This window comes from Halobacillus campisalis (genome assembly GCF_030345335.1).
Taxonomy (GTDB): domain Bacteria; phylum Bacillota; class Bacilli; order Bacillales; family Halobacillaceae; genus Halobacillus_A; species Halobacillus_A campisalis.
This window is the reverse complement of the sequence record NZ_JAPVRC010000001.1, coordinates 134,819-156,917: the sequence shown is the minus strand read 5'-3', so window position 1 is coordinate 156,917 and position 22,099 is coordinate 134,819. Positions and strand designations below refer to the sequence as shown.

Here is a 22,099-nt window from a genome sequence, read left to right as displayed (position 1 = left end):
AACATACAGAAAAAGCGGGATAAACTCCCGCTTTTCCTAAATACATTAGCGACGTAGGCCAAGACTCTTAATTAATTCACGGTAACGTGTAATGTCTTTATTACGCAGGTAGTTAAGCAAGTTACGGCGTCTACCTACCATTTTAAGCAATCCACGACGAGAGTGGTGATCTTGCTTGTGAGTACGCAAGTGTTGGTTCAAGTTCGTGATTTGCTCTGTAAGGACAGCAATCTGTACTTCAGCAGATCCAGTGTCTTTCTCATGAGTTTTATACTCATTGATTAATTCATTTTTACGTTCCTGTGTGATAGCCATTATAGCTACACCTCCTATAGTTTTTAAAGATTCCCTTTCCCCGAGCGGACGTCGGAGATACGCGCCGCCAAGCGAAGGTTCCATATTAAAGAGTACAATTTTTGAGAGTAAAATGCAAGGGGAAACTTATAATAAAGTCAGGATCCTCCGGCATTCTCGTTCGTCATTCAAAAGCTGCTCCATCAATTGCTCCCGGTCTTCGCACTCTATCACGGGCCGTATGAAATCGTGAAAGAAGATCCTTATCTTTTCCCCGTAAAGGTAAGGATCACTGTCGAATGTGCGGACTTCTAAACAGCCCTCTTCATTCTGTTCGCTCCTTAACAAACCCATACTGTAAACAGCCATTCCCTTATGGATTTCCCCTCTAAATTCCACCTCTACCGCATATATACCAAAGGCTGGCGGGTAATATGCTTCATTCATGTGAATATTAATCATCGGAGGGCCGGGAGCTTCTCTGCTTGTTTGGCTTTCGACCACTTCTCCCTGGATGCTATAAGGCCGATTCAACAGAGTTTTAATCTCTGCCATATCACCTTGATTTAACAGTCCGCGAATCCGAGTAGAACTGATTTTCTCATCTCCCTGCGAGACTTTAGCTACGGTTGTAGTTGTAAACCTTCCTTTTGCGTAGGATGGAAGCTCCTTCATTGATCCTTTGCCTTTATAACCAAAGCTGAAATCAAAACCAGCTACTACATGACGAATATTCAAATCTACGAAAAATTTTTCCGCAAATTCGGCAGGGGATAAAGAAGCTAGAGCAAGATCAAAATGGACGACAAACAGTTTATCGACTCCCATGTCTTGTAATATGCGCTCTTTTTCAGGAAGAGGAGTGATGTAACGTGCGTGCTGCACACTTTTATTCAACACAACGGAGGGGTGAGGCGTAAACGTCATGACAGCCGTATCTATACCTAACTTATCTGCTTGTTGAACAGCTGTTCTGATAACCTGCTGGTGCCCTTTATGGATGCCGTCGAAAAAACCTACAGCTAAAGCACTCGCTGATAGGTCTTCGGAAACAATTGGGCTTTCTGAACTTAAATGAAAAGTTCTCATTATTTCACCTGCTTTAACTCAAAATACTCGTACCGGTTTAATTTTATCGGGTTTTCCGGGGTGCTGCTGATAGATCGCAAGCACCTCTCCATTACATTTTATTACAAAAGGTTCTTGAAATAAATGGTCAGGCATCGGCAGTACTTGACCGTGCTCTATCGCAAATCTTTGCTCCTCTGACACTGTCAGCACCTGCAAATGATCTAGACCTCTGTCTAAAGCCAGGATTACATCTCCAACATTTCCATCGTCTACAAATTGCTGAATTTCAGAGAAAGTATAACAATGTTCTTTACTGATACTTCCCGTCTGTTCCCTGACAAGAGCTGACATATGGGCAGGATAGCCCAGCGCTTTACCTATATCCACACATAAGGTCCTTATGTACGTACCTTTGGAGCAGACGACTCTTAATGTAAAAGAATATTGCTCATTGACTGCGGCCTCTGGTGCATCAACTAGCTCAATATGTTTAATATTGACTGTTCTTTCCGGCCGCTGTACTGTTTCCCCGTCCCGGGCATATTGGTATAAGCGTTTGCCGTTTACCTTCACAGCTGAATACATTGGCGGGATTTGCTTGATCTGCCCTTCAAACCGTTTTATTATTTGTAGGATTTCATTTTCAGAAGGCACGTTATTCACCGGCTTCTGATCTATGATTTCACCCGATGCATCCTCTGTCTCAGTAGCACACCCAAGTGTTACAGTCGCTTCATATACCTTTTCCGTATCCGTGAGGAATGGAACAATCTTCGTGGCCTTGCCTATACAAAGAGGGAGGACCCCTTCAACATCAGGATCTAACGTTCCAGTATGTCCGATTTTTTTCGTTTTCAGCATACCTCGCGCTTTACTCACACAGTCATGTGAAGTAAAGCCTTTTTCTTTCCATAATGGAAGAATACCATGCATGACGGTAACACTCCTTTATCCTAATGAAAATTGGTCATAGAAAACTCCGTGCTAGAGCAGCACGGAGTGTGAATGCAAACGTCCAGCTAAAATATGCCCATTCATCATTCTATGAAGAAATAAGAACTGACTTCCTTTAGCTTTCCGTATCGTTTAAATCTTTAAGGATGGTTTCAATCCGATTTCCTCTCTCAATTGCATCATCGAACTCGAACGTAATTTCAGGTGTTTTACGCAAGCGAATTCTTTGACCGATTTCAGAGCGGATGAACCCTTTAGCCTTGGCAAGTCCTACAAGCGTATCATGTTTCTGCTTTTCATCACCTAACACAGAAATAAATACTTTGGCTTGCTGAAGATCACCGGTTACTTTAACTTCAGTAACAGTGACAAACCCCACTCGAGGGTCTTTGATCTTCTTACTGATTATATCAGTCAATTCCTTTTTCATTTGCTCCCCTACGCGGTTTGCACGTAAATCATTCATTATATCACCTCTTCAACCACAACATTACAGCCATTCGGTTACTGTATTTGTCCGTTCAATTTCAGGAAACGAATCAATGAAACTCAGAGCTTGCTGAATCGTCTGCTCAGCGATCACTTTACTGCTCGCGATCGTTACAATGCCTATACATGTACGCTGCCATAAGTTCTGGAAATCCAGTTCGCTGACGGCTACATTATATTCATTTGCAAGCCTTTTTTGAATTCGCTTGATCACTGAACGTTTTTCCTTCAAGGACTGGGCGTCATATAATATACATTCCACCTCAGCACTTAAAATCATGTGCGTTCGATCTCCTGCATTTCGTAAGGCTCGATGATGTCACCGACCTTCAAGTCATTGAAGTTCTTAATAGTTATTCCACATTCATAACCTTTAGCTACCTCTTTTGCATCATCTTTATAGCGTTTCAGTGCATCAACTTCACCTTCGTTAATAACTACACCATCGCGGATGACACGAATTCCGGAATTACGCGTAATTTTACCTTCGGTTACATAAGAACCGGCGATTGTACCGATTTTTGAAACTTTGAAGATTTCGCGTACTTCGACTTGACCGATGATTTTTTCCTCATATTCAGGGTCAAGCATGCCTTTCATAGCCGCTTCAATTTCTTCCATCACTTTGTAAATGATATTGTGCAAACGGATTTCAACATCTTCGGATTCTGCTGCTTTTCTAGCATTCCCATCTGGACGTACGTTGAAACCAATTACGATGGCATTCGAAGCGGAAGCAAGTGTAATATCTGATTCTGTGATCGCTCCAACGCCCGCATGAATAATTTTCACTTTGACGCCTTCGACTTCGATTTTCTCAAGAGATCCTGAGAGTGCTTCTAGTGAACCTTGAACATCCGCTTTAACGATCAAATTAATATCTTTAATTTCACCCTGTTTGATCTGATCGAATAAATCATCAAGACTCACTCTGGCTGTAGCACTTCTGTCAGCTTCAATTTGCTTTTGAGCTCTTGCTTCACCGATACTCCGCGCTTTCTTCTCATCTTCAAAAACGAGGAAGCGGTCTCCAGCTTGAGGTACATTATTTAAGCCGGTAATTTCTACTGGTGTAGATGGTGCAGCAGTTTTTACTCTGCGCCCTAAATCATTGACCATAGCACGCACACGACCATAAGTGTTACCTACAACTAAAGAGTCACTGACTTTCAGTGTACCATTTTGCACAAGCAGGGTGGCCACAGGACCACGGCCTTTATCAAGTTCAGCTTCGATAACTGTACCGTAAGCAGGGCGGTCTGGATTGGCTTTGAATTCTTCCATTTCAGAAACGAGAACGATCATTTCAAGAAGCTCATCAATTCCTTCACCTTTCACAGCGGACATCTTAACAAATATCGTTTCTCCCCCAAAATCTTCGGAGATCAACTCATACTCCATCAATTCCTGCATAATGCGGTCTGGATTGGCACCCTCTTTATCCATTTTATTAACGGCGACGATAATAGGAACTTCTGCAGCTTTAGCATGATTAATAGCTTCACGTGTTTGCGGCATGACACCATCATCAGCTGCAACGACAAGGATCGCGATGTCTGTAACTTGTGCGCCACGTGAACGCATGCTTGTAAAAGCGGCGTGTCCCGGGGTATCTAAGAACGTAATCTTTTTATCATTTTCTTCAACTTGATAAGCTCCGATGTGCTGCGTAATTCCTCCAGCTTCTCCTTCAGTGACCTTCGTATTACGAATGGAATCAAGCAGAGTCGTTTTACCATGGTCTACGTGTCCCATAATCGTTACGACAGCAGGACGTTCTTGCAGATCTTCAGGATTATCGTCAAAAGTCATATTTTCAATATCTGTTTCATCTACAATGACTTCTTCTTCCACTTCCACATTGAACTCTCCACAAATAAGTTCAATTGAATCAGCATCCAAATCCTGGTTTTTAGTAGCCATTACACCAAGCATCATAAGCTTCTTAATGATCTCTGAAGAGTCTTTGTTTAATTTCTGAGCTAACTCTCCTACAGTAAGACTTCCTGCATAAGTAATTTTCTCTGGTGTTTGTTTTTTAGCTGCAGGTTTTTGGTTGTTATTCCCTTGATTGTTTTGGGCTGGACGCTGTTTATTTTGCTGCGGCTTTTGGTTGTGTTTTTTATTTTGTTGATTGTTTTTAGCTTTATTCTGATTGTTTTGAGCAGGCTTCTTAGAAGCTGCTTTAGAGTTATCTTGCTTGGCAGCTGGTTGTGCTTTCCCTTTATTTAAGGATTGGTCCAACTTTCCTCTTACATCATCTTCGATTGTTGACATATGATTCGAAACTTCTACATTCATTTCTTTTAATTTATCGATTACCTGTTTACTAGATAGTTCATTCTTTTTGGCATATTCATATACGCGCATTTTACTCATTCTTTCACCCCCGAATAGATTCATCGAGTAGCGATTGCAACTTTTTCGCAAATCCTTGGTCAAGAACTGCGATCGCGACTCTCCCTGACTGACCTATGGCGTGTGAAAGAGTTTCACGATCATCCACCATATAGCAGGGTATATGATAAAAGCTACATTTATCTGTAAGCTTTTTCTTTGTTTGTTTGCCGATATCATCAGCAATGAGAACCAGCTTGGCTCTCTCTTTTTGGATATCCTTAACGATGTGTTCCTCACCGAGAGTAAGCTTTCCAGCTCTGTGAGCAAGTCCAAGGATATTTAAATATTTCTTCATGACGATGTACCTTCAACAGTCTTTCGCAATTCATCATAGACTTCCTTCTCTACTTTCGCGTTGAGATGGCGGTTGAGAGACTGCTGCTGCTCCGCCTGGTTAATGACACCCAGACTTTTGGATACGTAGGCACCTCGCCCATTCTGTTTGCCGGACGTATCAACGAACACATGTCCTTCCTTATTTCGTACAACACGGATGAGCTCTTTCTTAGGCTTCATCTCCTGTGTAACGACACATTTTCTTAAAGGTTGTTTTTTAGAACGGGCCATCGCTACCCCTCCTTATTCTTCCATGTGGTCTTCTGGATCTTCATCAATTTCCGTTTGGGTAATGATTCCTTCATCAAGAGCTTCGCTTTCGCTTTTGATATCAATCTTCCATCCTGTCAGCTTAGCTGCCAGGCGAGCGTTTTGCCCGCGCTTGCCAATTGCCAGTGATAATTGGTAATCAGGAACAATCACGGTTGTAGCCTTTTCTTCTTCATTGACTAAGACTTCAACTACTTTTGAAGGGCTTAACGCATTAGATACGTATTCAACAGGGTCTTCTGACCACTGAACGATATCGATTTTTTCACCTTTAAGTTCATTGACGATGGCTTGAACGCGCTGACCTCTCTGGCCTACACAAGAGCCGACCGGATCTACTTCCGGATCCTCAGCAAACACAGAAATCTTAGAACGGTCTCCTGCTTCGCGTGCAACAGAGCGGACTTCGACTGTTCCATCATAAATCTCAGGAACTTCCATTTCAAATAATCGCTTCAGTAATCCCGGGTGTGTTCTGGACACGTAAATGTGCGGTCCTTTATTACTGTTTTCTACTTTCGTAACGAAAACTTTAAGCCGATCATGCACTTCATAAGATTCCGTAGGCATCTGTTCGCCATCAGGCAGTCTTGCTTCGATTTTACCAAGGTTAACGTAGACGAAACGCGGGTCTTTTCTTTGAATGATTCCCGTCATAACATCCTCTTCACGGTCTACATACTCACCATAGATAATACCTCTTTCAGCTTCTCTCACTCGCTGAGTAACTACCTGCTTCGCTGCCTGCGCAGCTATCCTTCCGAAATCCATAGGTGTAACTTCCACTTCAATTACATCTTCCGCTACATAGTTCGGGTCTTTCTCTTTTGCTTCTTCTAGAGAAATCTCCTGCTGCGGGTCCATAACTTCTTCTACAATCTCTTTCCTTGCGAATACTTTCATACTGCCTTCTTGTTCATTAATGTCCACTCTTACATTTGTAGCGGAGTTGAAGTTCTTCTTATAGGCTGAAATAAGCGCAGCCTCGAGTGCCTCCAATAACAATCCTTTGTCAATGCCTTTTTCCTTCTCTAAATAGTTCATGGCATCAAATAGTTCACTGCTCAACAGTATATCCCCCTTTAGTTAAAAGTCACAGCTAAATTGGCTTTGGCAATTTTATCAAAAGGCACTTCTAGTTGCTTTTTTCGTGCTTTGATTCGAATTTCGACGCTTGCAATTTCATTTTCAAAACTTTGAAGCGTCCCTTCAAATTCTTTTTCTCCATCGATAGGTTCGTACAATTTCATGTATACATGCTCTCCTACGAACTTTTTAAAATCAGCTTGCGTTTTTAGAGGTCTTTCTGCTCCTGGAGAGGAAACCTCTAAAAAGTAGGCTGCTTCGATTGGATCAGTTTCATCAAGCTTCTCACTAAGCTGTTCAGAAACTTGCCCGCATTCTTCAATATCCACGCCGCCAGGCTTATCAATAAACACACGCAAAAACCAATTCTTACCTTCTTTCTTATACTCTACTTCGACAAGTTCTAAATTCATATCGGCTAAAATAGGTTCGACTAACTTTTGTGTAAGTTCAACTACTTGGTTACTCAACTGGAATCCCTCCCCGTGCAATTGTTCATTCAGCTATTTTATACATAAATTAAACTCGAAATGAAACCGCTATGAAAAAATCATAGCGGTGTACATGCAAATCAAATCTTTACGTGACGCATCAATAGTTGAAAAGTGAGCTTAAAATATAACGAAAGAGTGGGTTTCCCCACTCTTTCGGCCGTTCTTATCGCTCTTCTCACCATAAAAAATATATCACAGTTTCCGTTATAATGCAATAGAACCTAAAATAGTGAAAGTTGGTTCTCGTCAGGCATACCTTCCAAACAACCCTGAGTATCCAAATACTCAAGAACCGTCTTAGAAATGCGGCTCCTCTCTCTTAAGTCCTGTTTAGAAAGGAACTCCCCTTGTTTCCGGGCTTCAACCACGCTTATCGCAGCGTTGGTACCAAGTCCGTCGACTGCATTAAATGGAGGGATCAGCTGATTTCCTTCGACTAGAAAATCAGTGGAGCTGGACTCATAAAGGTCAACCGGTTTAAAGCCGTATCCTCTTTCACACATTTCTAAAGAGATTTCAAGCACTGTCATCAAGTTTTTCTCTTTTGGTGTCGCATCAAGACCTTTAGACTGGATTTCCTCTAACCGTTTACGAATGGCCTCAGAACCTTTGATCATCGTTTCAAGTTCAAAATCTCCAGCGCGTACAGTGAAATAAGCCGCGTAAAAATAGATCGGATAATGCACTTTGAAATATGCAATCCTCACTGCCATCAGTACATAAGCTGCTGCGTGCGCTTTCGGGAACATGTACTTAATCTTTTTACACGAATCGATATACCAGTCAGGTACTCCATTCTTCTTCATTTCATCTATCCACTCATCCTGAAGACCTCGTCCCTTCCTGACAAACTCCATGATTTTAAAGGCTAAAGATGGCTCTAACCCCTTATGCATGAGGTAGACCATAATATCGTCTCGACATCCAATAACTTCCGGAAGGGTGCATATGCCGTCATTAATCAGCTGCTCTGCGTTCCCGAGCCATACATCGGTACCGTGGGAAAGACCTGAAATGATAACAAGCTCAGCAAAGGTTTTCGGTTTTGTATCTTCAAGCATTTGCCGAACGAAGCGTGTGCCGAATTCAGGTACACCGAGCGTACCGGTTTTACAATTTATTTGTTCAGCGGTGACACCCAATGCTTCGGGTCCACTGAAGATTTTCATCACTTCGGGGTCATCGACAGGGATTTCCTTCTGGTCGATCCCGCTTAAGTCTTGAAGCATACGGATTACGGTTGGATCATCGTGGCCGAGTATATCCAGTTTCAAAAGGTTGTCATGAATCGAGTGAAAGTCAAAGTGGGTCGTTTTCCACTCCGACTTCGTATCATCGGCCGGAAATTGGATAGGGGAAAAATCAAAAATATCCATATCGTCCGGTACTACGATTATCCCTCCGGGGTGCTGGCCGGTTGTCCGCTTTACCCCTGTACAACCTTGGACGAGACGATCCACTTCCGCATTTTTATATTGAAGTTGATTATCTCCTGCATAACCTTTTACATAGCCATAAGCCGTTTTCTCAGCTATCGTTCCGATGGTGCCGGCACGATACACATTATCTTCACCAAATAGAACTTTTGTATAGTTGTGGGCTTTAGGCTGATATTCACCCGAGAAGTTCAAGTCGATATCGGGAACTTTATCCCCTTTAAAACCAAGGAAAGTTTCAAAAGGAATATCCTGTCCATCTTTCTTATAAGCCGTGCAGCATTCTGGACAATCTTTTTCAGCAAGGTCAAAACCGCTACCTACTGAACCGTCCGTAAAAAATTCATGATGGCGGCAGTTCGGGCATACGTAATGAGGCGGTAGCGGATTCACTTCAGTGATGTCCGTCATGGTGGCAACGAAGGAGGATCCTACCGAACCACGGGAACCTACAAGATAACCGTCCTCAAGGGATTTAGTTACGAGTTTTTGTGAAATAAGATAGATAACCGCAAAACCGTGGCCTATGATACTATCGAGTTCTTTTTCCAGCCTTTTTTCAACGAGCTCTGGAAGCTCATCGCCATAAAGACCTTTCGCCTTGTTATAAGACATCTGCCTGATTTCTTCGTCCGCACCTTCTATGTTAGGTGTATACAAATCGTCTTTAACAGGAGTAACCTCATCAATGCTTTCATTAATAGATTGCGTATTAGAAACTATAATTTCACGAGCCTTTTTCTCACCTAGAAATGCAAACTCTTCTACCATTTCATTCGTCGTTTTAAAATGGACATCAGGCAAAGTCTGGCGATTCAAAGGGTTTCCGTTTTGCGATGAAATAAGGATTTGCCGATATTGCTTATCATGAGGCTCCAGGTAATGGACGTTCCCCGTAGCCACCACTGTTTTATTCAAACGTTCCCCGATCTTAACGACTTTTTTCAAAATGTCATAGATTTGAGCTTCGTTTTGTACTAAGTCTTTCTCTAATAGATGATAGTAGTTTCCAGGCGGTTGAACTTCGATATAGTCATAAAACTGAGCGATTTTCTCTGCTTCCTCTTCAGACTTCTGCATCGCCGCTTCAAAAACTTCACCTTTGTCACATCCCGACCCAATAAGAATACCTTCCCTAAGCTTAGACAATCTCGAACGAGGAATTCTAGGAACACGATAGAAGTAATTGATATGGGATTCAGAGACGAGACGGTAAATATTCTTTAAGCCGGTTGTATTCTTCGCAAGCAGCGTCACATGGGAAGGGCGTGAACGTTGATAAGCTTTTCCTTCTCCCATGTAATCATTTAGATTCTTATGGTTCGTTATCCCTTTTTCAATCGCTTTTTTAACGAGCTTCCAAAGCAAATAGCCAGTCGCTTCCGCATCGTAGATCGCCCGGTGGTGCTGAGTAAGTTCTATATCAAAATGTTTACACAACGTATTAAGGCGGTGGTTCTTCAATTCAGGTACTAAAAACCTTGCCAATTCAAGTGTATCGATCACAGGATTAGCTGCTTTTGTAAAATCAATGCGTTGTAATCCTGCATTCAAAAATCCCATGTCAAAGCTCGCGTTATGAGCTACGAGAATATCATTGCCCATCCAGGCATGAAAATCTTTTAGAACGTCGTCTATTTCCGGGGCATCTTTCACCATATCATCTGTGATTCCCGTCAAATCCGTAGTCGTTTGCGACAGCGGATGATGAGGGTTGGCAAAAGATTCAAACCGGTCGATGATTTCCCCATCCTTGATTTTTACAGCAGCCAATTCAATGATTTTATCGTACACCGCTGATAGACCTGTCGTCTCCACGTCAAATACTACATAAACGTCGCTGGCTAAGTCTCTGTCCTGTTCTTCGTACGCAATCGGCACCCCATCATCTACTAAATTAGCTTCTAATCCGTAAATGATTTTCACGCCATGTTTCTGCCCGGCTGCATGAGCTTCGGGATATGCTTGAGCTACTGCGTGGTCGGTAATAGCGATCGCTTCGTGCCCCCAATCGGAAGCCTGAGCTACCAATCGGGACACAGAGACAGGCGCATCCATCTGACTCATTGTAGTATGGGCATGAAGCTCAATTCTTTTTTCTCCCTCTGGCGCCTCATCTTTTCTGACCACCGGGGTGATTTCATTGATGTCGTTAGCCATCATCGTCAATTCACTGGTGAAGTTATCCGTTTGAATACTACCTCTCGCTTTGACCCACATGCCTTTTTGTACATGCTTGAACATCTCGGCATGGTCATCGCCGCGCGAGAACATTTTAATAGAGAAAGAATCTGTATAATCCGTTGCTTTCAGTAATAATAAATGGCGTCCTGAACGAAGTTCTTTTACTTCTACATCAAATACATAACCTTGAACGGTCTTTCTCCGCTCTTCTTCAAGAATCGAGTCCATCGGTTCGGGTTCATCTTGTATTTTATACCCTACTTCTAAAGGTCCTTTAGGTTTAGTATCCTCTTTCACTTTTGCACGTTCTTCCTGATCTTTCACTGCTTGCTGGACTACGAGTTTATCTTCTTTTTGACGTTCTTCTTTGAATTTCTTGATTTCTTCCTGTTCCTCTTTCACACGGGTTTGAAGCATGTAAGGAGGAAGTCCTGATCTCGTGCAGAACATTTGCAATGGAGCTTCCAAGTTCTTCTTCACTGCGTGACTTTCTGCCAGGTTTCTACAAGTTAACATAATCTTATTCCCGTTAACTTCAGGGAGTTGTTCAAGAAGTAAATCTTTATATCCAGGTGTAATATTCGCAATCGTTTGAATGAAGCCTTGCCAGTATTCTATAACATCCTCTTCAGACAGGTTTTTTTCTTTCGCTTCCACGGTCCAATCTATAGCAGCCAGAGAGCGGAATGCGGCCTGCAATTTACTTGTGAACAATTGATAGACCGAAGGCGGCAATGGTTTTTCCAAAATGAAATGGAAATGCCACTTTTTATCAGCTTTGAATACTGTCAGCTTTTCAAGTGAGCTGTTATCAAAATGAGGTTGTATTAGTTCTTGAGGAAATTGGATTTGTTCCAATAGATAGTGCATCTTCTCCCGGTTGCTCACACTCAATGTGATTCCTCCCTATGCGGGTATTTCTAAAATTAATAATCGGTTCACTGGCGATATAAATATACCCTTGCTGAATATCATAAGCAAGGGTATATTATATTTTCTATTTTGAATTATACCATGTTTGAACATGGTGGATGATTTCATTTTGATTCAGGTCAGCTTGTTCTCCGCTGGTACGCTCTTTCACCTCAACTACCCCTTCAGAAGCGCGTTTACCAACAGTTATTCTGATTGGAATACCGAATAAATCACTGTCTGCAAATTTAACACCCGCACGCTCTTTTCGATCGTCATACAGAACTTCAATGCCTGCCGCTTGTAATTGCTCGTATAGTTGATCGGCCAATTCTTTTTGCTCTTCTTTTTTCGGGTTAAGAGACAAAAGGTGAACCTGGTAAGGAGCAATATTAGCCGGCCAGGTAATCCCGCGTTCATCATTGTATTGCTCAACAATTGCTGCCAGCGTTCTAGACACTCCAATACCATAAGAACCCATGACCATCGTTTGCGATTTACCTTGATCGTCTAAAAACGTTGCATTCATGTTTTCTGCGTAGAACCTGCCCAACTTAAATACGTGACCTACTTCTATTCCACGCGCGAACTTTATATGACCATTACCATCTGGAGATGGGTCGCCTTCCTTAATGAAACGTAAATCCGCATACTCTTTTACATGAAAATCTCTGCCTGGGTTGACATTTGTGTAATGGAAGCCTGCTTCATTTGCCCCGCACGTCACATTTACAAGCGGTTCGACAGCAAAATCCGCGATGACATCGACACTATCCGGCGCGTTGACTGGTCCTAAGGAGCCGAAACCAGTTCCCATTAACGAATGAGTATCCTCTTCTGTTGCTAAATCTACAATATCAGCGTCATAAAGGTTCTTGAGTTTAATATCATTCACTTCATGGTCTCCGCGGGTCACCACTAAAACAAACTGATCGTCTACCTTGAACATGATAGACTTCAAACCTTCAGCCAGGCTATGACCTAGAAAATCAGCTACCTCCTGCATCGTTTTTTGATCGGGAGTCGCCACTTTCTCTAGATTTGCAGGTTCTTGATCAGAAGGTGAAGACTGATTGATAACAGGTGCCATTTCTACGTTCGCTGCATAATCGGACGTATCAGAGTAAGCTATGACATCCTCGCCGACTTCTGATAGCACCATAAATTCATGCGTATCTTTACCGCCCATTTGTCCTGAATCAGCGATCACAGCACGGAAATCAAGACCACACCGGGTAAAGACATTCGAATAAGCGGTAAACATTTTCTCATAGCTTTCATTCAGGCTTTCAAATGATTCATTAAATGAATAAGCATCCTTCATTAAAAATTCGCGTCCTCTGAGGAGGCCAAAACGAGGACGCTTCTCATCACGAAATTTATTTTGAATTTGATAAACCATGAGCGGAAGTCGTTTGTAGCTTTTGATAGAGTCACGGACGAGACTTGTAATTACTTCCTCATGGGTGGCACCCAGTGCAAACTCACGTTCATGGCGGTCGCGCAATCGCATCAATTCTGCCCCATATGTATTCCACCGGCCGCTTTCCTGCCAAAGTTCAGCAGGCTGCAGCGCAGACATCAGCATTTCATGTGCTCCTGCTTTATCCATTTCTTCTCGGACAATTTCTTCAACTTTACGTAACACTCTTTTTCCTAAAGGTAAAAAGCTGTACACTCCTGAAGCGATCTGTCTAATATATCCAGCTCTTACGAGGAGCTGATGACTTTTGATTTCTGCATCTGCAGGGTTTTCTTTTAACGTATGGACAAGCATTTGGCTTTGTTTCATTATTTCCACCTCTAATTTCTATTGAATTAGCTATTCTATACACCAAGATTAGAAACGCACGGGGGGGGTTCCCGTCTCCTTTGGAGATCCAGGAAATCACTCGCTTTCCGTGGGAGCGCGGGGAACTTTCTTTAGCTGACGCTCAGCGGGGGTTTACCAAGCACTCTTTTCCCACAGGAAAGCGAGTAGCTTGCCAACCACCATTGACTCTTATTGCGGGAGCTAACCCTGGTTATCTTGAAATTAAGTCTTCAAACAACCTGACATATCGTTGAATAACTTTTATGAAAAATCAACAACGAAGTTTTACATACCTTTAAATTAAAAAGGAGCCAGAAGCAAATGTGAGAGCTACCGTCTCACACTGCTCCCCGCTCAAAGTTTATAGGAATAACCTTTGAATATCATTCCAAGTAACGACTAACATGAGTAGCATCAGCAAAGCGAAGCCGATAAAATGAACAATTCCTTCTTTTTGCGGATCTATTGGTTTTCCACGTAATCCTTCTAAGCCTACAAACAATAGACGTCCACCATCCAAAGCAGGAAGCGGAAGCAGGTTGACGATCCCTAAGTTTACACTTAAAATCGCTGTCCACATCATAAAGTTAGTGAATCCTGTTTGTACGACCTGGTCGGTAGCATCATAAATGCCGACAGGACCAGAAAGCATATCCAGTGAGAATTGACCAGTAACGAGCATGCTTAAGTTCGTTAAAATCAGTGTACCCCACTCATACGTCTGAGTAAAACCGAATGTCAATTTTTTTGCGAATGAATCCTCGAACGCACGGGCTACCCCGACCTGTCCAATCTCCATGTCGCCTTCTTGTAATAATCTAGGAGTGACATTTAATTCCTCGGTCTGACCATCACGCTGCACAGTCAGACTTACTTCTTCTTCAGGGTATTCTCTAACAATTGTAGTGAATTCTTCCCACGTATCGACTGGTTCCCCGTTTACAGCGGAAACTCTATCACCGTTTTGAAGTCCTGCTTCTTCGGCAGGAGAATCCTGCTGAACCTCACCGATTAATGCTTCATCAGCAGGAACACCTTGTATGAATCCGAGGATCATGAACAAGATGACTGCCAACACAAAATTCATAAGCGGTCCCGCAAATAATTGCATAGCACGTTGAGGTACGGATTTTGATGCGAACTGACGATCATAAGGAGCAATCTGCGTTGCCTTCTCATCTAATACGAACATTGCTTTTGGATCGACTTCAAAATATAACTTCTCATCTTCATCGATTTCGTAACCTTCGATAATCAAACGGTGGTCCAAGTCAGCTCTTTCAACTTCGATCACGCGTGCATGAGGGTGTTTAGACTTATTATTCACAATGATGCGATTTACTTTACCTGACTCATTGAATTCAAGTCCAATATGATGGCCTGCCTTTAACTCAATGATTTCAGGATCCTCTCCAGCTACTCTCACATAGCCGCCAATAGGCAATAACCTGATGGTATAGAGGGTTTCGTTTCTAGTAAAAGCGAATATTTTCGGACCGAAACCGATTGCGAATTCTCGAGCGAGCATGCCAGCTCTTTTAGCAAAAATGAGATGCCCCCACTCATGCACAAACACTAATAATCCGAACATGAGTATAAATGCAATCACTGTAGTCAAATGAAGCACCTTCCTTTATTTTAAATGGCTGCGGACTTGTTCTCTTGTCCTCTTATCTATAGATAATATGGTTGATAAGTCAGGGCTATGAATAACTTGATGCTTAGAGAGTTCTTTTTCAATCAAGTACTCGATATCCAAGAAATCAATGCGGCCTTCTAGAAATAACTGAACCGCTTCTTCGTTCGCTGCGTTCAAGACAGTAGTCATTGATCCGCCCTCACGTCCAGCTTCGTAAGCCATCCGAAGACAAGGGAACCTTTCAAAATCCATTTTTTCAAAATGTAGTGCAGCTATTTGTTCAAGGTTGAGCTGTTCAGTAATTGGAAGCTCCATCCGGTCCGGATAAGTGAGCGCATACTGAATAGGGACTTTCATGTCTGGGGTCCCAAGCTGTGCCATGACACTGCGGTCTACAAATTCTACCATGGAGTGAATGACGCTTTCCCTATGAAGAATAACATGGATTTGATCATATGGTATACCAAAAAGCCAATGGGCTTCTATGACTTCCAGACCTTTATTCATCATGGAAGCTGAATCTATGGTGATTTTCGCTCCCATACTCCAGTTCGGGTGGTTCAAGGCGTCTTCGACCGTAACCCCTTTTAATTGATCTCTCGTTTTGTCACGAAAGCTGCCTCCAGAGGCCGTAATCAACAGCTTACTAATATCTTTGCTGCTTTCACCATTTAAACATTGGTAGATGGCTGAATGCTCACTATCCACCGGTAATAGTTCAACACCATGCTTACGCGCAGCATCCATGACTAGGTGTCCGGCAGTTACTAATGTCTCTTTATTAGCGATCGCGATGGATTTCTTAGCCTCGATTGCTTTTAAAGTAGCTGGAAGCCCTATGCTTCCCATCACAGCATTTACAACTACATCTACAGAATCGGCAACACTTGCTTCAATTAAACCTCCACTTCCAGAGAAAATTCTAGAGTGATTCACTTCTTTTTCAAGTTTATCTTTCGTCATTTCATCCTGTACGACAATAATGGCAGGATTGAACTCTTCTATCAAAGGCAGAGCCTTGTCAATATTTTTTCCGAAAGCCATAGCATATAGTGAAAATTCATCTTTATGCAGGCGTAAAACTTCTAACGTCTGCAACCCGATAGAGCCGGTAGCTCCTAACAATGAAACTTGTTTCATACTCCATCCCCCTTGACTATACCTGTATAAACCCGATCAAATGTAAAATCGGCAGCATAAAAATTAAACTATCAAAACGGTCCAGTACACCGCCGTGACCAGGTAAAATCTTTCCGGAATCTTTCACTGCGTAATGGCGTTTGAACGCGGACTCCACCAAATCACCGATTTGACCAGCCATAGAAATGAGGATCGTAACTAGCAGGACGACAATCATGGAAGGGTGTACCGGCTCAACCAGTTGAAAGACAAATGCAACGACACAAGCTAGTAATATGCCGCCAACTGATCCCTCTATTGTTTTCTTAGGACTTATCTGCGGCCAAAGTTTATGCTTGCCAAATGCTCTTCCAAATATATAAGCACCTGTATCTGTAGCCCACACTACGAACAAAGCATAAAATATATACTCTAAATCGTGGGCTCTCGTTTCAATCAAATAATAGAAACCCATCCCTACATAAATTGCCGAAATGATAAGAAAACCTGCATCATCAAATGTAAAGCGGTTTTTAACTAGTACAGTATAGCTTAATAATAATAACACGGCTAAAAGCGTTATTTCAGATTTTGTGATTGGTAATTCATAACCTCCGAACATTTCCTGTTTGTACATTAAAGACCACATCAGTAACATCGTAATCCCTGATGCGATAGAATAACGGGCTATTTTTTTCATTCGCATGAGTTCAAAAATACCTATACTTGCTATTAAATATACAAAAAGTTGAAAGGGTAAGCCACCCAGCATCACAATTGGCAGAAAAATTAATGCTGCGACTATTGCTGTAATTGTTCTTTGTTTCATTATACATCCACACCTTATATCCCGCCGTATCGACGCTTCCTATTTTGATAATCGTAGAGAGCCTTTTCAAACAAAGCTTCATCAAAATCCGGCCAATATACTTCTGTGAACCAAAATTCCGAATAAGCGAGCTGCCATAACAAAAAGTTGCTCAGCCTTTGTTCGCCACTCGTACGAATAAGCAGATCTGGCTCTAACAAATCCGAAGTATAAAGATGGGAAGAAAACATCTCTTCCGTAACTTCTGAAGCTGAGATTTCACCAGTTTCGACTTTTGCGGCAATCTCTTTGACCGCATTCACCATTTCATAACGACTTCCATAATTCAATGCAAAATTTAGTATAAGTCCATCGTTCTCAGACGTTCGTTCGATCGCTTCTTCTATAGCATTTCTTGTATGGGGAGGCAGTAGACTTACATCCCCTATCGTTTGAACCTGGACATTTCTTTCAATTAGTTCTGGAAGATATGTACCTAAGAAATCTACAGGAAGCTTCATAAGAAACTCTACTTCGTTCTTTGGCCGTTTCCAATTTTCAGTAGAAAACGCATAAAGAGTAAGTGCCTGCACCCCTAAATCTGAGGCATGCCTTACAATTTTTTTCACGACACCCATACCTTCTTTATGGCCGGCGATCCTAGGCATTCCTCTATTTTTAGCCCAACGGCCATTTCCATCCATAATGATGGCTACATGCTTTGGGATATGATCGTAATCTAAGCCCAGGGGTCTATTTATAGTTTGTACTTTACTTTTTGTAAATGGAATCTTGATTTGCATCGTAAATCCTCCAGTTATATGGCTCCACTATATTATTATATACTATTATCCTACAACATGCCGCCATTCACTTAAAGAGGATAACGTGAGAAAAGCAGAAAGGGGGCTTGATGTACGAGAGAAGACTTTAGTACAACAGAAGTCAAAGATACATTCAAGCTTATTACATTACGAGCGGCAAAACAAAAGCCGCACTGCCATACAGCAACAGTGCGGCTTAATCCTCATAAGGAATATTAAATAAAAGGCTGTTTTAATAAACGATTTTAAACTTCCATCATTTCCGCTTCTTTAGCTTTGGCAAGCTTGTCCACTTCAGCGATGTTTTGGTCCGTCACTTTTTGTACATCTTCTTGTGAAGAACGAAGATCATCCTCTGTAAGTTCTCCATCTTTTTGAAGTTTTTTCAGTTGATCGTTAGATTCTCTGCGAATGTTACGAACTTGAACTTTAGCTTCTTCTGCATATTTCCCGACAACTTTCACAAGATCTTTGCGTCGTTCTTCTGTAAGTGAAGGAATATTGATTCTGACAATATTTCCATCACTTGATGGAGACAAACCAAGGTCAGCCTTTTGAATAGCTTTTTCAATTTCAGAAATAGCTGATTTATCATATGGTGTAATAACAAGCATGCGCGGCTCCGGAGCAGATACCTGAGCCAGCTGGTTCAACGGAGTTGCTGCACCGTAATAATCGACGTACACACTATCTAATAGTGATGGGTTTGCTCTACCTGCTCTAACTGTTGCTAATTGACGTGAAAAAGCTTGAACGGCTTGTTCCATTTGCTGCTTTGTTTCGTTGATAATTGAATCTGACATGTTTATTTCCCCCTTACGATTGTTCCGATGTTTTCGCCCATAACAGCCTTCTTAATATTACCTTCTTCTGTAATAGAGAATACCAGTAAATCAATATCGTTGTCCATACATAATGATGAGGCAGTTGAATCCATGACTCCAAGACCCTCGTTAAGAACTTCCATGTAGGAAACTTTATCATACTTTTTAGCATCTTCATTCAATTTAGGATCATCGCTGTAAACACCATCTACATTGTTCTTCGCCATCAGTATGACATCAGCTTCTATCTCAGCAGCTCTTAATGCTGCAGTAGTATCCGTTGAGAAGTAAGGATTCCCTGTACCTGCTGCGAAAATAACGACGCGCTTCTTCTCAAGATGGCGGATGGCTTTTCTTCTAATATAAGGTTCCGCTACCTGTCTCATTTCAATTGAAGTCTGGACACGTGTCGGAATGCCGATATTTTCAAGGCTGTCTTGAAGAGCTAATGAATTCATGACAGTGGCAAGCATGCCCATATAGTCAGCATTGGCTCGGTCCATTCCCATTTCACTGCCTACTTTTCCACGCCAAATGTTTCCACCGCCTACAACTACGGCGATTTCCACTCCAAGCTCTGCAACTTCCTTCACCTGTTTAGTGATCGATTGAATGACACGAGGTTCGATTCCATATCCATTGGTCCCGCTGAGAGCTTCCCCGCTTAGTTTTAAAACAATACGTCGATAGTGTGCTGTAGTCATAGAAACCTCCATTTATTCCCTGTTTTAATACGAAAGCTACCCATTTTATCAATTATCTATGTAGCTTATCTTTGCAATATCATTGTTTTAAAATAGGGAACACTACGTGTCCCCTACGTTATTCTCTATTATTTTTTAACCTGGCTCATGACTTCATCAGCAAAGTTTTCTTCGCGTTTTTGCATACCTTCGCCTACTTCAAAGCGAACGAAACCATTCACTTCACCGCCAGCGGAAGCTACATATTGTTTTACTTTTTGATCTGGATCTTTAACAAAGCTTTGTTCAAGCAAGCAGATTTCTTCAAAGAATTTGTTAAGACGGCCTTCTACCATTTTCTCAACGATATTCTCAGGCTTGCCTTCATTCAATGCTTGCGTTTTAAGCGTTTCACGCTCAGTATTCACTTCTTCTTCAGGAATTTCGTTGCGAGATACATAACGTGGATTGACTGCAGCTACGTGCATAGCTACATCTTTAGCAGCAGCTTCATCTGTAGAACCTTCAAGTACAGTCAATACGCCGATACGTCCGCCCATGTGAGTATATGCACCGAATGCATCCTTATCCGTTTTCTCTTTAATGACAAAACGGCGAAGAGAGATCTTCTCTCCAATTTTTGCTACAACGTCTGTGATATATTCATTTAGAGTATTTCCTTCTCCGTGAAGCTTTTGCTCAAGTGCTTCTTCAACAGTAGCAGGTTTTTGACTCACTAAGTGGTTACCAAGTTCCTGAAGCAAGTTCTTGAACTGATCATTTTTTGTTACGAAATCAGTTTCACAGTTTACTTCAAACAGCACAGCGGCATTTCCTTCCACTACGATGTGAGCAGAACCTTCCGCTGCAATGCGGTCAGCTTTTTTCTGAGCCTTGGAAATACCTTTTTCACGAAGCCATTCAAGAGCTTTTTCCATATCTCCATCAGTTTCTGTAAGTGCTTTTTTACAATCCATCATACCAGCACCGGTCTTTTCACGAAGTTCTTTTACCATCTTTGCATTAATAGCCATTGTATTGCCTCCTTATTAATCAAACATTCATATCATAGCTTTAAAAAAGGTGATAAAAGGTATACCCCCTTATCACCTCTTGACACGATAATTACTCTTCGACAGCTTCTGCTTCTGCTTCTTCTGCCACTTCTGTTTCTTCACCTTGTTTTGATTCTAAAACAGCGTCAGCCATTTTAGCAGTCAACAATTTAACGGCACGAATAGCGTCATCGTTTGCTGGGATGACATAATCGATTTCATCCGGGTCACAGTTTGTATCAACAATACCGACAACCGGGATATTTAATTTATGAGCTTCTGCAATAGCAATGCGCTCTTTACGAGGGTCAATGACAAACATTGCGTCAGGAATTGAAGTCATTTCTTTGATTCCGCCTAGGAATTTAACTAAACGATCTTTTTCTTTAAGCAAGTCAACTACTTCTTTTTTAGGAAGTACGTCGAACGTTCCATCTTCTTCCATGCGCTCGATGTCTTTTAGACGGTTAACACGCTTACGGATTGTTTGGAAGTTAGTCAACGTTCCACCTAACCAGCGTTGGTTAATATAGTACATTCCACAGCGAACTGCTTCATCACGTACAGTATCTTGTGCTTGTTTTTTCGTACCTACGAAAAGAATGTTTCCGCCGTCAGCAGCTACCTCTTTCACATAGTTATACGCTTCATCCACCTTTTTAACGGTTTTCTGAAGGTCGATGATATAGATCCCGTTACGCTCAGTGAAGATGTATTTCTTCATCTTCGGGTTCCAGCGACGAGTTTGGTGTCCAAAATGAACACCAGCTTCTAAAAGCTGTTTCATAGAAATTACAGACATTTAAATTTCCTCCTGTTGTGGTTTTATTAGTATCCTCCACCTTAATCATCTTTCCATCTCAACTCTATTTAACTAGAGCAACCTGAGTGGAAATTAAAAGGTGTGTGTATTGACACCGTCAGTAAATATACCACAATCCCTCTCCTCAATCAAGTAGTGACCCTAATTTTTTTCCTGAAACTTAAGGATTAATTGAGCTTCTGTTTTTCCTATATTTAATTCTTTTGCGATACGCTCTATAGGAACACCGCTATTGTACCTTGAGATCACTTGAAAGGAACGGGAAGGCCTATATAATACTTCTGTTTCCATCGGTTCTGGCGGGTGATAGTCTTCTCTTACATTAGCAGTTTCATGTTCTCGAAATGCAGTCTCTGTTTTCACAGGTTGGACAAGCTTTCCTTCCAGCCTTTTATTTTCTTCTTTTAACTCTAGTAAATAGGAGGAAAACAAGTCTTCGATCTCTGCAGCAACTTCTTTTTGCCTCAACTCCAGTTCTTCCGTCTTTTTCATTTTAGTGAAAAGAGTCATCAGCCCGAGCACGATAACGCCATCAATAATAAAACCAATAATCAATAGAAAATATATCATTTGTCACCCACCTGC

The 22,099-nt window shown here is 41.8% G+C and carries 21 protein-coding genes; all 21 read right to left on the bottom strand.

Going from position 1 to position 22,099, the window contains the following annotated elements:
* Window positions 1-45 precede the first annotated feature (45 nt).
* The 21 genes from rpsO to O2Q26_RS00665 all read right to left on the bottom strand — a co-directional run bounded on the left by rpsO (window position 46) and on the right by O2Q26_RS00665 (window position 22,084).
* Window positions 46-315 carry a 30S ribosomal protein S15 gene (rpsO, locus tag O2Q26_RS00765; RefSeq protein WP_253935221.1) on the bottom strand — a complete coding sequence of 90 codons (270 nt, stop codon included), beginning with the start codon at window positions 313-315 and terminating at the stop codon, window positions 46-48.
* Between the two features lie 126 nt (window positions 316-441).
* Window positions 442-1,383, bottom strand: coding sequence for a riboflavin biosynthesis protein RibF (gene ribF / locus O2Q26_RS00760; protein WP_289214145.1), 942 nt, complete (start codon window positions 1,381-1,383; stop codon window positions 442-444).
* Between the two features lie 18 nt (window positions 1,384-1,401).
* A complete protein-coding gene (gene truB / locus O2Q26_RS00755; RefSeq protein WP_289214144.1) occupies window positions 1,402-2,298 on the bottom strand; it encodes a tRNA pseudouridine(55) synthase TruB in 897 nt (298 codons plus the stop codon).
* 136 nt (window positions 2,299-2,434) lie between these two features.
* Entirely contained in the window at window positions 2,435-2,785 is a 351-nt protein-coding gene (gene rbfA / locus O2Q26_RS00750; RefSeq protein WP_253935218.1) for a 30S ribosome-binding factor RbfA, read from the bottom strand.
* 24 nt (window positions 2,786-2,809) lie between these two features.
* Complete coding sequence (locus O2Q26_RS00745) at window positions 2,810-3,088, bottom strand: DUF503 domain-containing protein (RefSeq protein WP_289214143.1); 279 nt, start codon at window positions 3,086-3,088, stop codon at window positions 2,810-2,812.
* On the bottom strand, window positions 3,085-5,187 hold the full coding sequence (gene infB / locus O2Q26_RS00740) for a translation initiation factor IF-2 (RefSeq protein WP_289214142.1): 2,103 nt from the start codon (window positions 5,185-5,187) through the stop codon (window positions 3,085-3,087). The genes O2Q26_RS00745 and infB overlap by 4 nt, the downstream gene beginning before the upstream one ends.
* A gap of 4 nt (window positions 5,188-5,191) precedes the next feature.
* Entirely contained in the window at window positions 5,192-5,503 is a 312-nt protein-coding gene (locus O2Q26_RS00735; protein WP_253935215.1) for a YlxQ family RNA-binding protein, read from the bottom strand.
* A complete protein-coding gene (rnpM, locus tag O2Q26_RS00730) occupies window positions 5,500-5,775 on the bottom strand; it encodes an RNase P modulator RnpM (RefSeq protein ID WP_289214141.1) in 276 nt (91 codons plus the stop codon). The genes O2Q26_RS00735 and rnpM overlap by 4 nt, the downstream gene beginning before the upstream one ends.
* A gap of 12 nt (window positions 5,776-5,787) precedes the next feature.
* Window positions 5,788-6,882 (bottom strand): transcription termination factor NusA, encoded by a 1,095-nt coding sequence (gene nusA / locus O2Q26_RS00725; RefSeq protein ID WP_253935213.1) that lies wholly within the window; start codon window positions 6,880-6,882, stop codon window positions 5,788-5,790.
* 14 nt (window positions 6,883-6,896) lie between these two features.
* Window positions 6,897-7,370 (bottom strand): ribosome maturation factor RimP, encoded by a 474-nt coding sequence (rimP, locus tag O2Q26_RS00720; RefSeq protein ID WP_253935212.1) that lies wholly within the window; start codon window positions 7,368-7,370, stop codon window positions 6,897-6,899.
* 245 nt (window positions 7,371-7,615) lie between these two features.
* Entirely contained in the window at window positions 7,616-11,908 is a 4,293-nt protein-coding gene (locus tag O2Q26_RS00715) for a PolC-type DNA polymerase III (protein ID WP_289214140.1), read from the bottom strand.
* 103 nt (window positions 11,909-12,011) lie between these two features.
* A complete protein-coding gene (locus O2Q26_RS00710) occupies window positions 12,012-13,718 on the bottom strand; it encodes a proline--tRNA ligase (protein ID WP_289214139.1) in 1,707 nt (568 codons plus the stop codon).
* 382 nt (window positions 13,719-14,100) lie between these two features.
* A complete protein-coding gene (gene rseP / locus O2Q26_RS00705; RefSeq protein ID WP_289214138.1) occupies window positions 14,101-15,357 on the bottom strand; it encodes an RIP metalloprotease RseP in 1,257 nt (418 codons plus the stop codon).
* A 15-nt stretch (window positions 15,358-15,372) separates the two neighbouring features.
* Complete coding sequence (gene dxr, locus O2Q26_RS00700; RefSeq protein WP_289214137.1) at window positions 15,373-16,518, bottom strand: 1-deoxy-D-xylulose-5-phosphate reductoisomerase; 1,146 nt, start codon at window positions 16,516-16,518, stop codon at window positions 15,373-15,375.
* A 16-nt stretch (window positions 16,519-16,534) separates the two neighbouring features.
* Window positions 16,535-17,326 (bottom strand): phosphatidate cytidylyltransferase, encoded by a 792-nt coding sequence (locus O2Q26_RS00695; RefSeq protein WP_289214136.1) that lies wholly within the window; start codon window positions 17,324-17,326, stop codon window positions 16,535-16,537.
* Window positions 17,327-17,340: 14 nt separating this feature from the next.
* Window positions 17,341-18,108 carry an undecaprenyl pyrophosphate synthase gene (gene uppS, locus O2Q26_RS00690; protein ID WP_289214135.1) on the bottom strand — a complete coding sequence of 256 codons (768 nt, stop codon included), beginning with the start codon at window positions 18,106-18,108 and terminating at the stop codon, window positions 17,341-17,343.
* A 266-nt stretch (window positions 18,109-18,374) separates the two neighbouring features.
* The gene (gene frr, locus O2Q26_RS00685; protein ID WP_253935205.1) at window positions 18,375-18,932 is read right to left on the bottom strand and encodes a ribosome recycling factor; all 558 of its coding nucleotides are present in this window, start codon (window positions 18,930-18,932) and stop codon (window positions 18,375-18,377) included.
* Between the two features lie 2 nt (window positions 18,933-18,934).
* Window positions 18,935-19,657, bottom strand: coding sequence for a UMP kinase (gene pyrH, locus O2Q26_RS00680; RefSeq protein WP_253935204.1), 723 nt, complete (start codon window positions 19,655-19,657; stop codon window positions 18,935-18,937).
* A 128-nt stretch (window positions 19,658-19,785) separates the two neighbouring features.
* Window positions 19,786-20,670, bottom strand: coding sequence for a translation elongation factor Ts (gene tsf / locus O2Q26_RS00675; RefSeq protein WP_289214134.1), 885 nt, complete (start codon window positions 20,668-20,670; stop codon window positions 19,786-19,788).
* A 91-nt stretch (window positions 20,671-20,761) separates the two neighbouring features.
* Entirely contained in the window at window positions 20,762-21,493 is a 732-nt protein-coding gene (rpsB, locus tag O2Q26_RS00670; protein ID WP_253935202.1) for a 30S ribosomal protein S2, read from the bottom strand.
* A 162-nt stretch (window positions 21,494-21,655) separates the two neighbouring features.
* The gene (locus O2Q26_RS00665; RefSeq protein ID WP_289214133.1) at window positions 21,656-22,084 is read right to left on the bottom strand and encodes a hypothetical protein; all 429 of its coding nucleotides are present in this window, start codon (window positions 22,082-22,084) and stop codon (window positions 21,656-21,658) included.
* Between the last annotated feature and the right edge of the window lie 15 nt (window positions 22,085-22,099).

Coding starts and splice junctions, on each gene's coding strand:
- rnpM (WP_289214141.1), bottom strand. CDS start 5,775: ATGGCCCGTTCTAAAAAACAACCTTTAAGAAAATGTGTCGTTACACAG.
- uppS (WP_289214135.1), bottom strand. CDS start 18,108: ATGCAAATCAAGATTCCATTTACAAAAAGTAAAGTACAAACTATAAAT.
- frr (WP_253935205.1), bottom strand. CDS start 18,932: ATGTCAGATTCAATTATCAACGAAACAAAGCAGCAAATGGAACAAGCC.
- truB (WP_289214144.1), bottom strand. CDS start 2,298: ATGCATGGTATTCTTCCATTATGGAAAGAAAAAGGCTTTACTTCACAT.
- O2Q26_RS00735 (WP_253935215.1), bottom strand. CDS start 5,503: ATGAAGAAATATTTAAATATCCTTGGACTTGCTCACAGAGCTGGAAAG.
- ribF (WP_289214145.1), bottom strand. CDS start 1,383: ATGAGAACTTTTCATTTAAGTTCAGAAAGCCCAATTGTTTCCGAAGAC.
- O2Q26_RS00745 (WP_289214143.1), bottom strand. CDS start 3,088: ATGATTTTAAGTGCTGAGGTGGAATGTATATTATATGACGCCCAGTCC.
- rpsO (WP_253935221.1), bottom strand. CDS start 315: ATGGCTATCACACAGGAACGTAAAAATGAATTAATCAATGAGTATAAA.
- O2Q26_RS00695 (WP_289214136.1), bottom strand. CDS start 17,326: ATGAAACAAAGAACAATTACAGCAATAGTCGCAGCATTAATTTTTCTG.
- O2Q26_RS00710 (WP_289214139.1), bottom strand. CDS start 13,718: ATGAAACAAAGCCAAATGCTTGTCCATACGTTAAAAGAAAACCCTGCA.
- pyrH (WP_253935204.1), bottom strand. CDS start 19,657: ATGACTACAGCACACTATCGACGTATTGTTTTAAAACTAAGCGGGGAA.
- tsf (WP_289214134.1), bottom strand. CDS start 20,670: ATGGCTATTAATGCAAAGATGGTAAAAGAACTTCGTGAAAAGACCGGT.
- rbfA (WP_253935218.1), bottom strand. CDS start 2,785: ATGAATGATTTACGTGCAAACCGCGTAGGGGAGCAAATGAAAAAGGAA.
- dxr (WP_289214137.1), bottom strand. CDS start 16,518: ATGAAACAAGTTTCATTGTTAGGAGCTACCGGCTCTATCGGGTTGCAG.
- infB (WP_289214142.1), bottom strand. CDS start 5,187: ATGAGTAAAATGCGCGTATATGAATATGCCAAAAAGAATGAACTATCT.
- O2Q26_RS00665 (WP_289214133.1), bottom strand. CDS start 22,084: ATGATATATTTTCTATTGATTATTGGTTTTATTATTGATGGCGTTATC.
- rpsB (WP_253935202.1), bottom strand. CDS start 21,493: ATGTCTGTAATTTCTATGAAACAGCTTTTAGAAGCTGGTGTTCATTTT.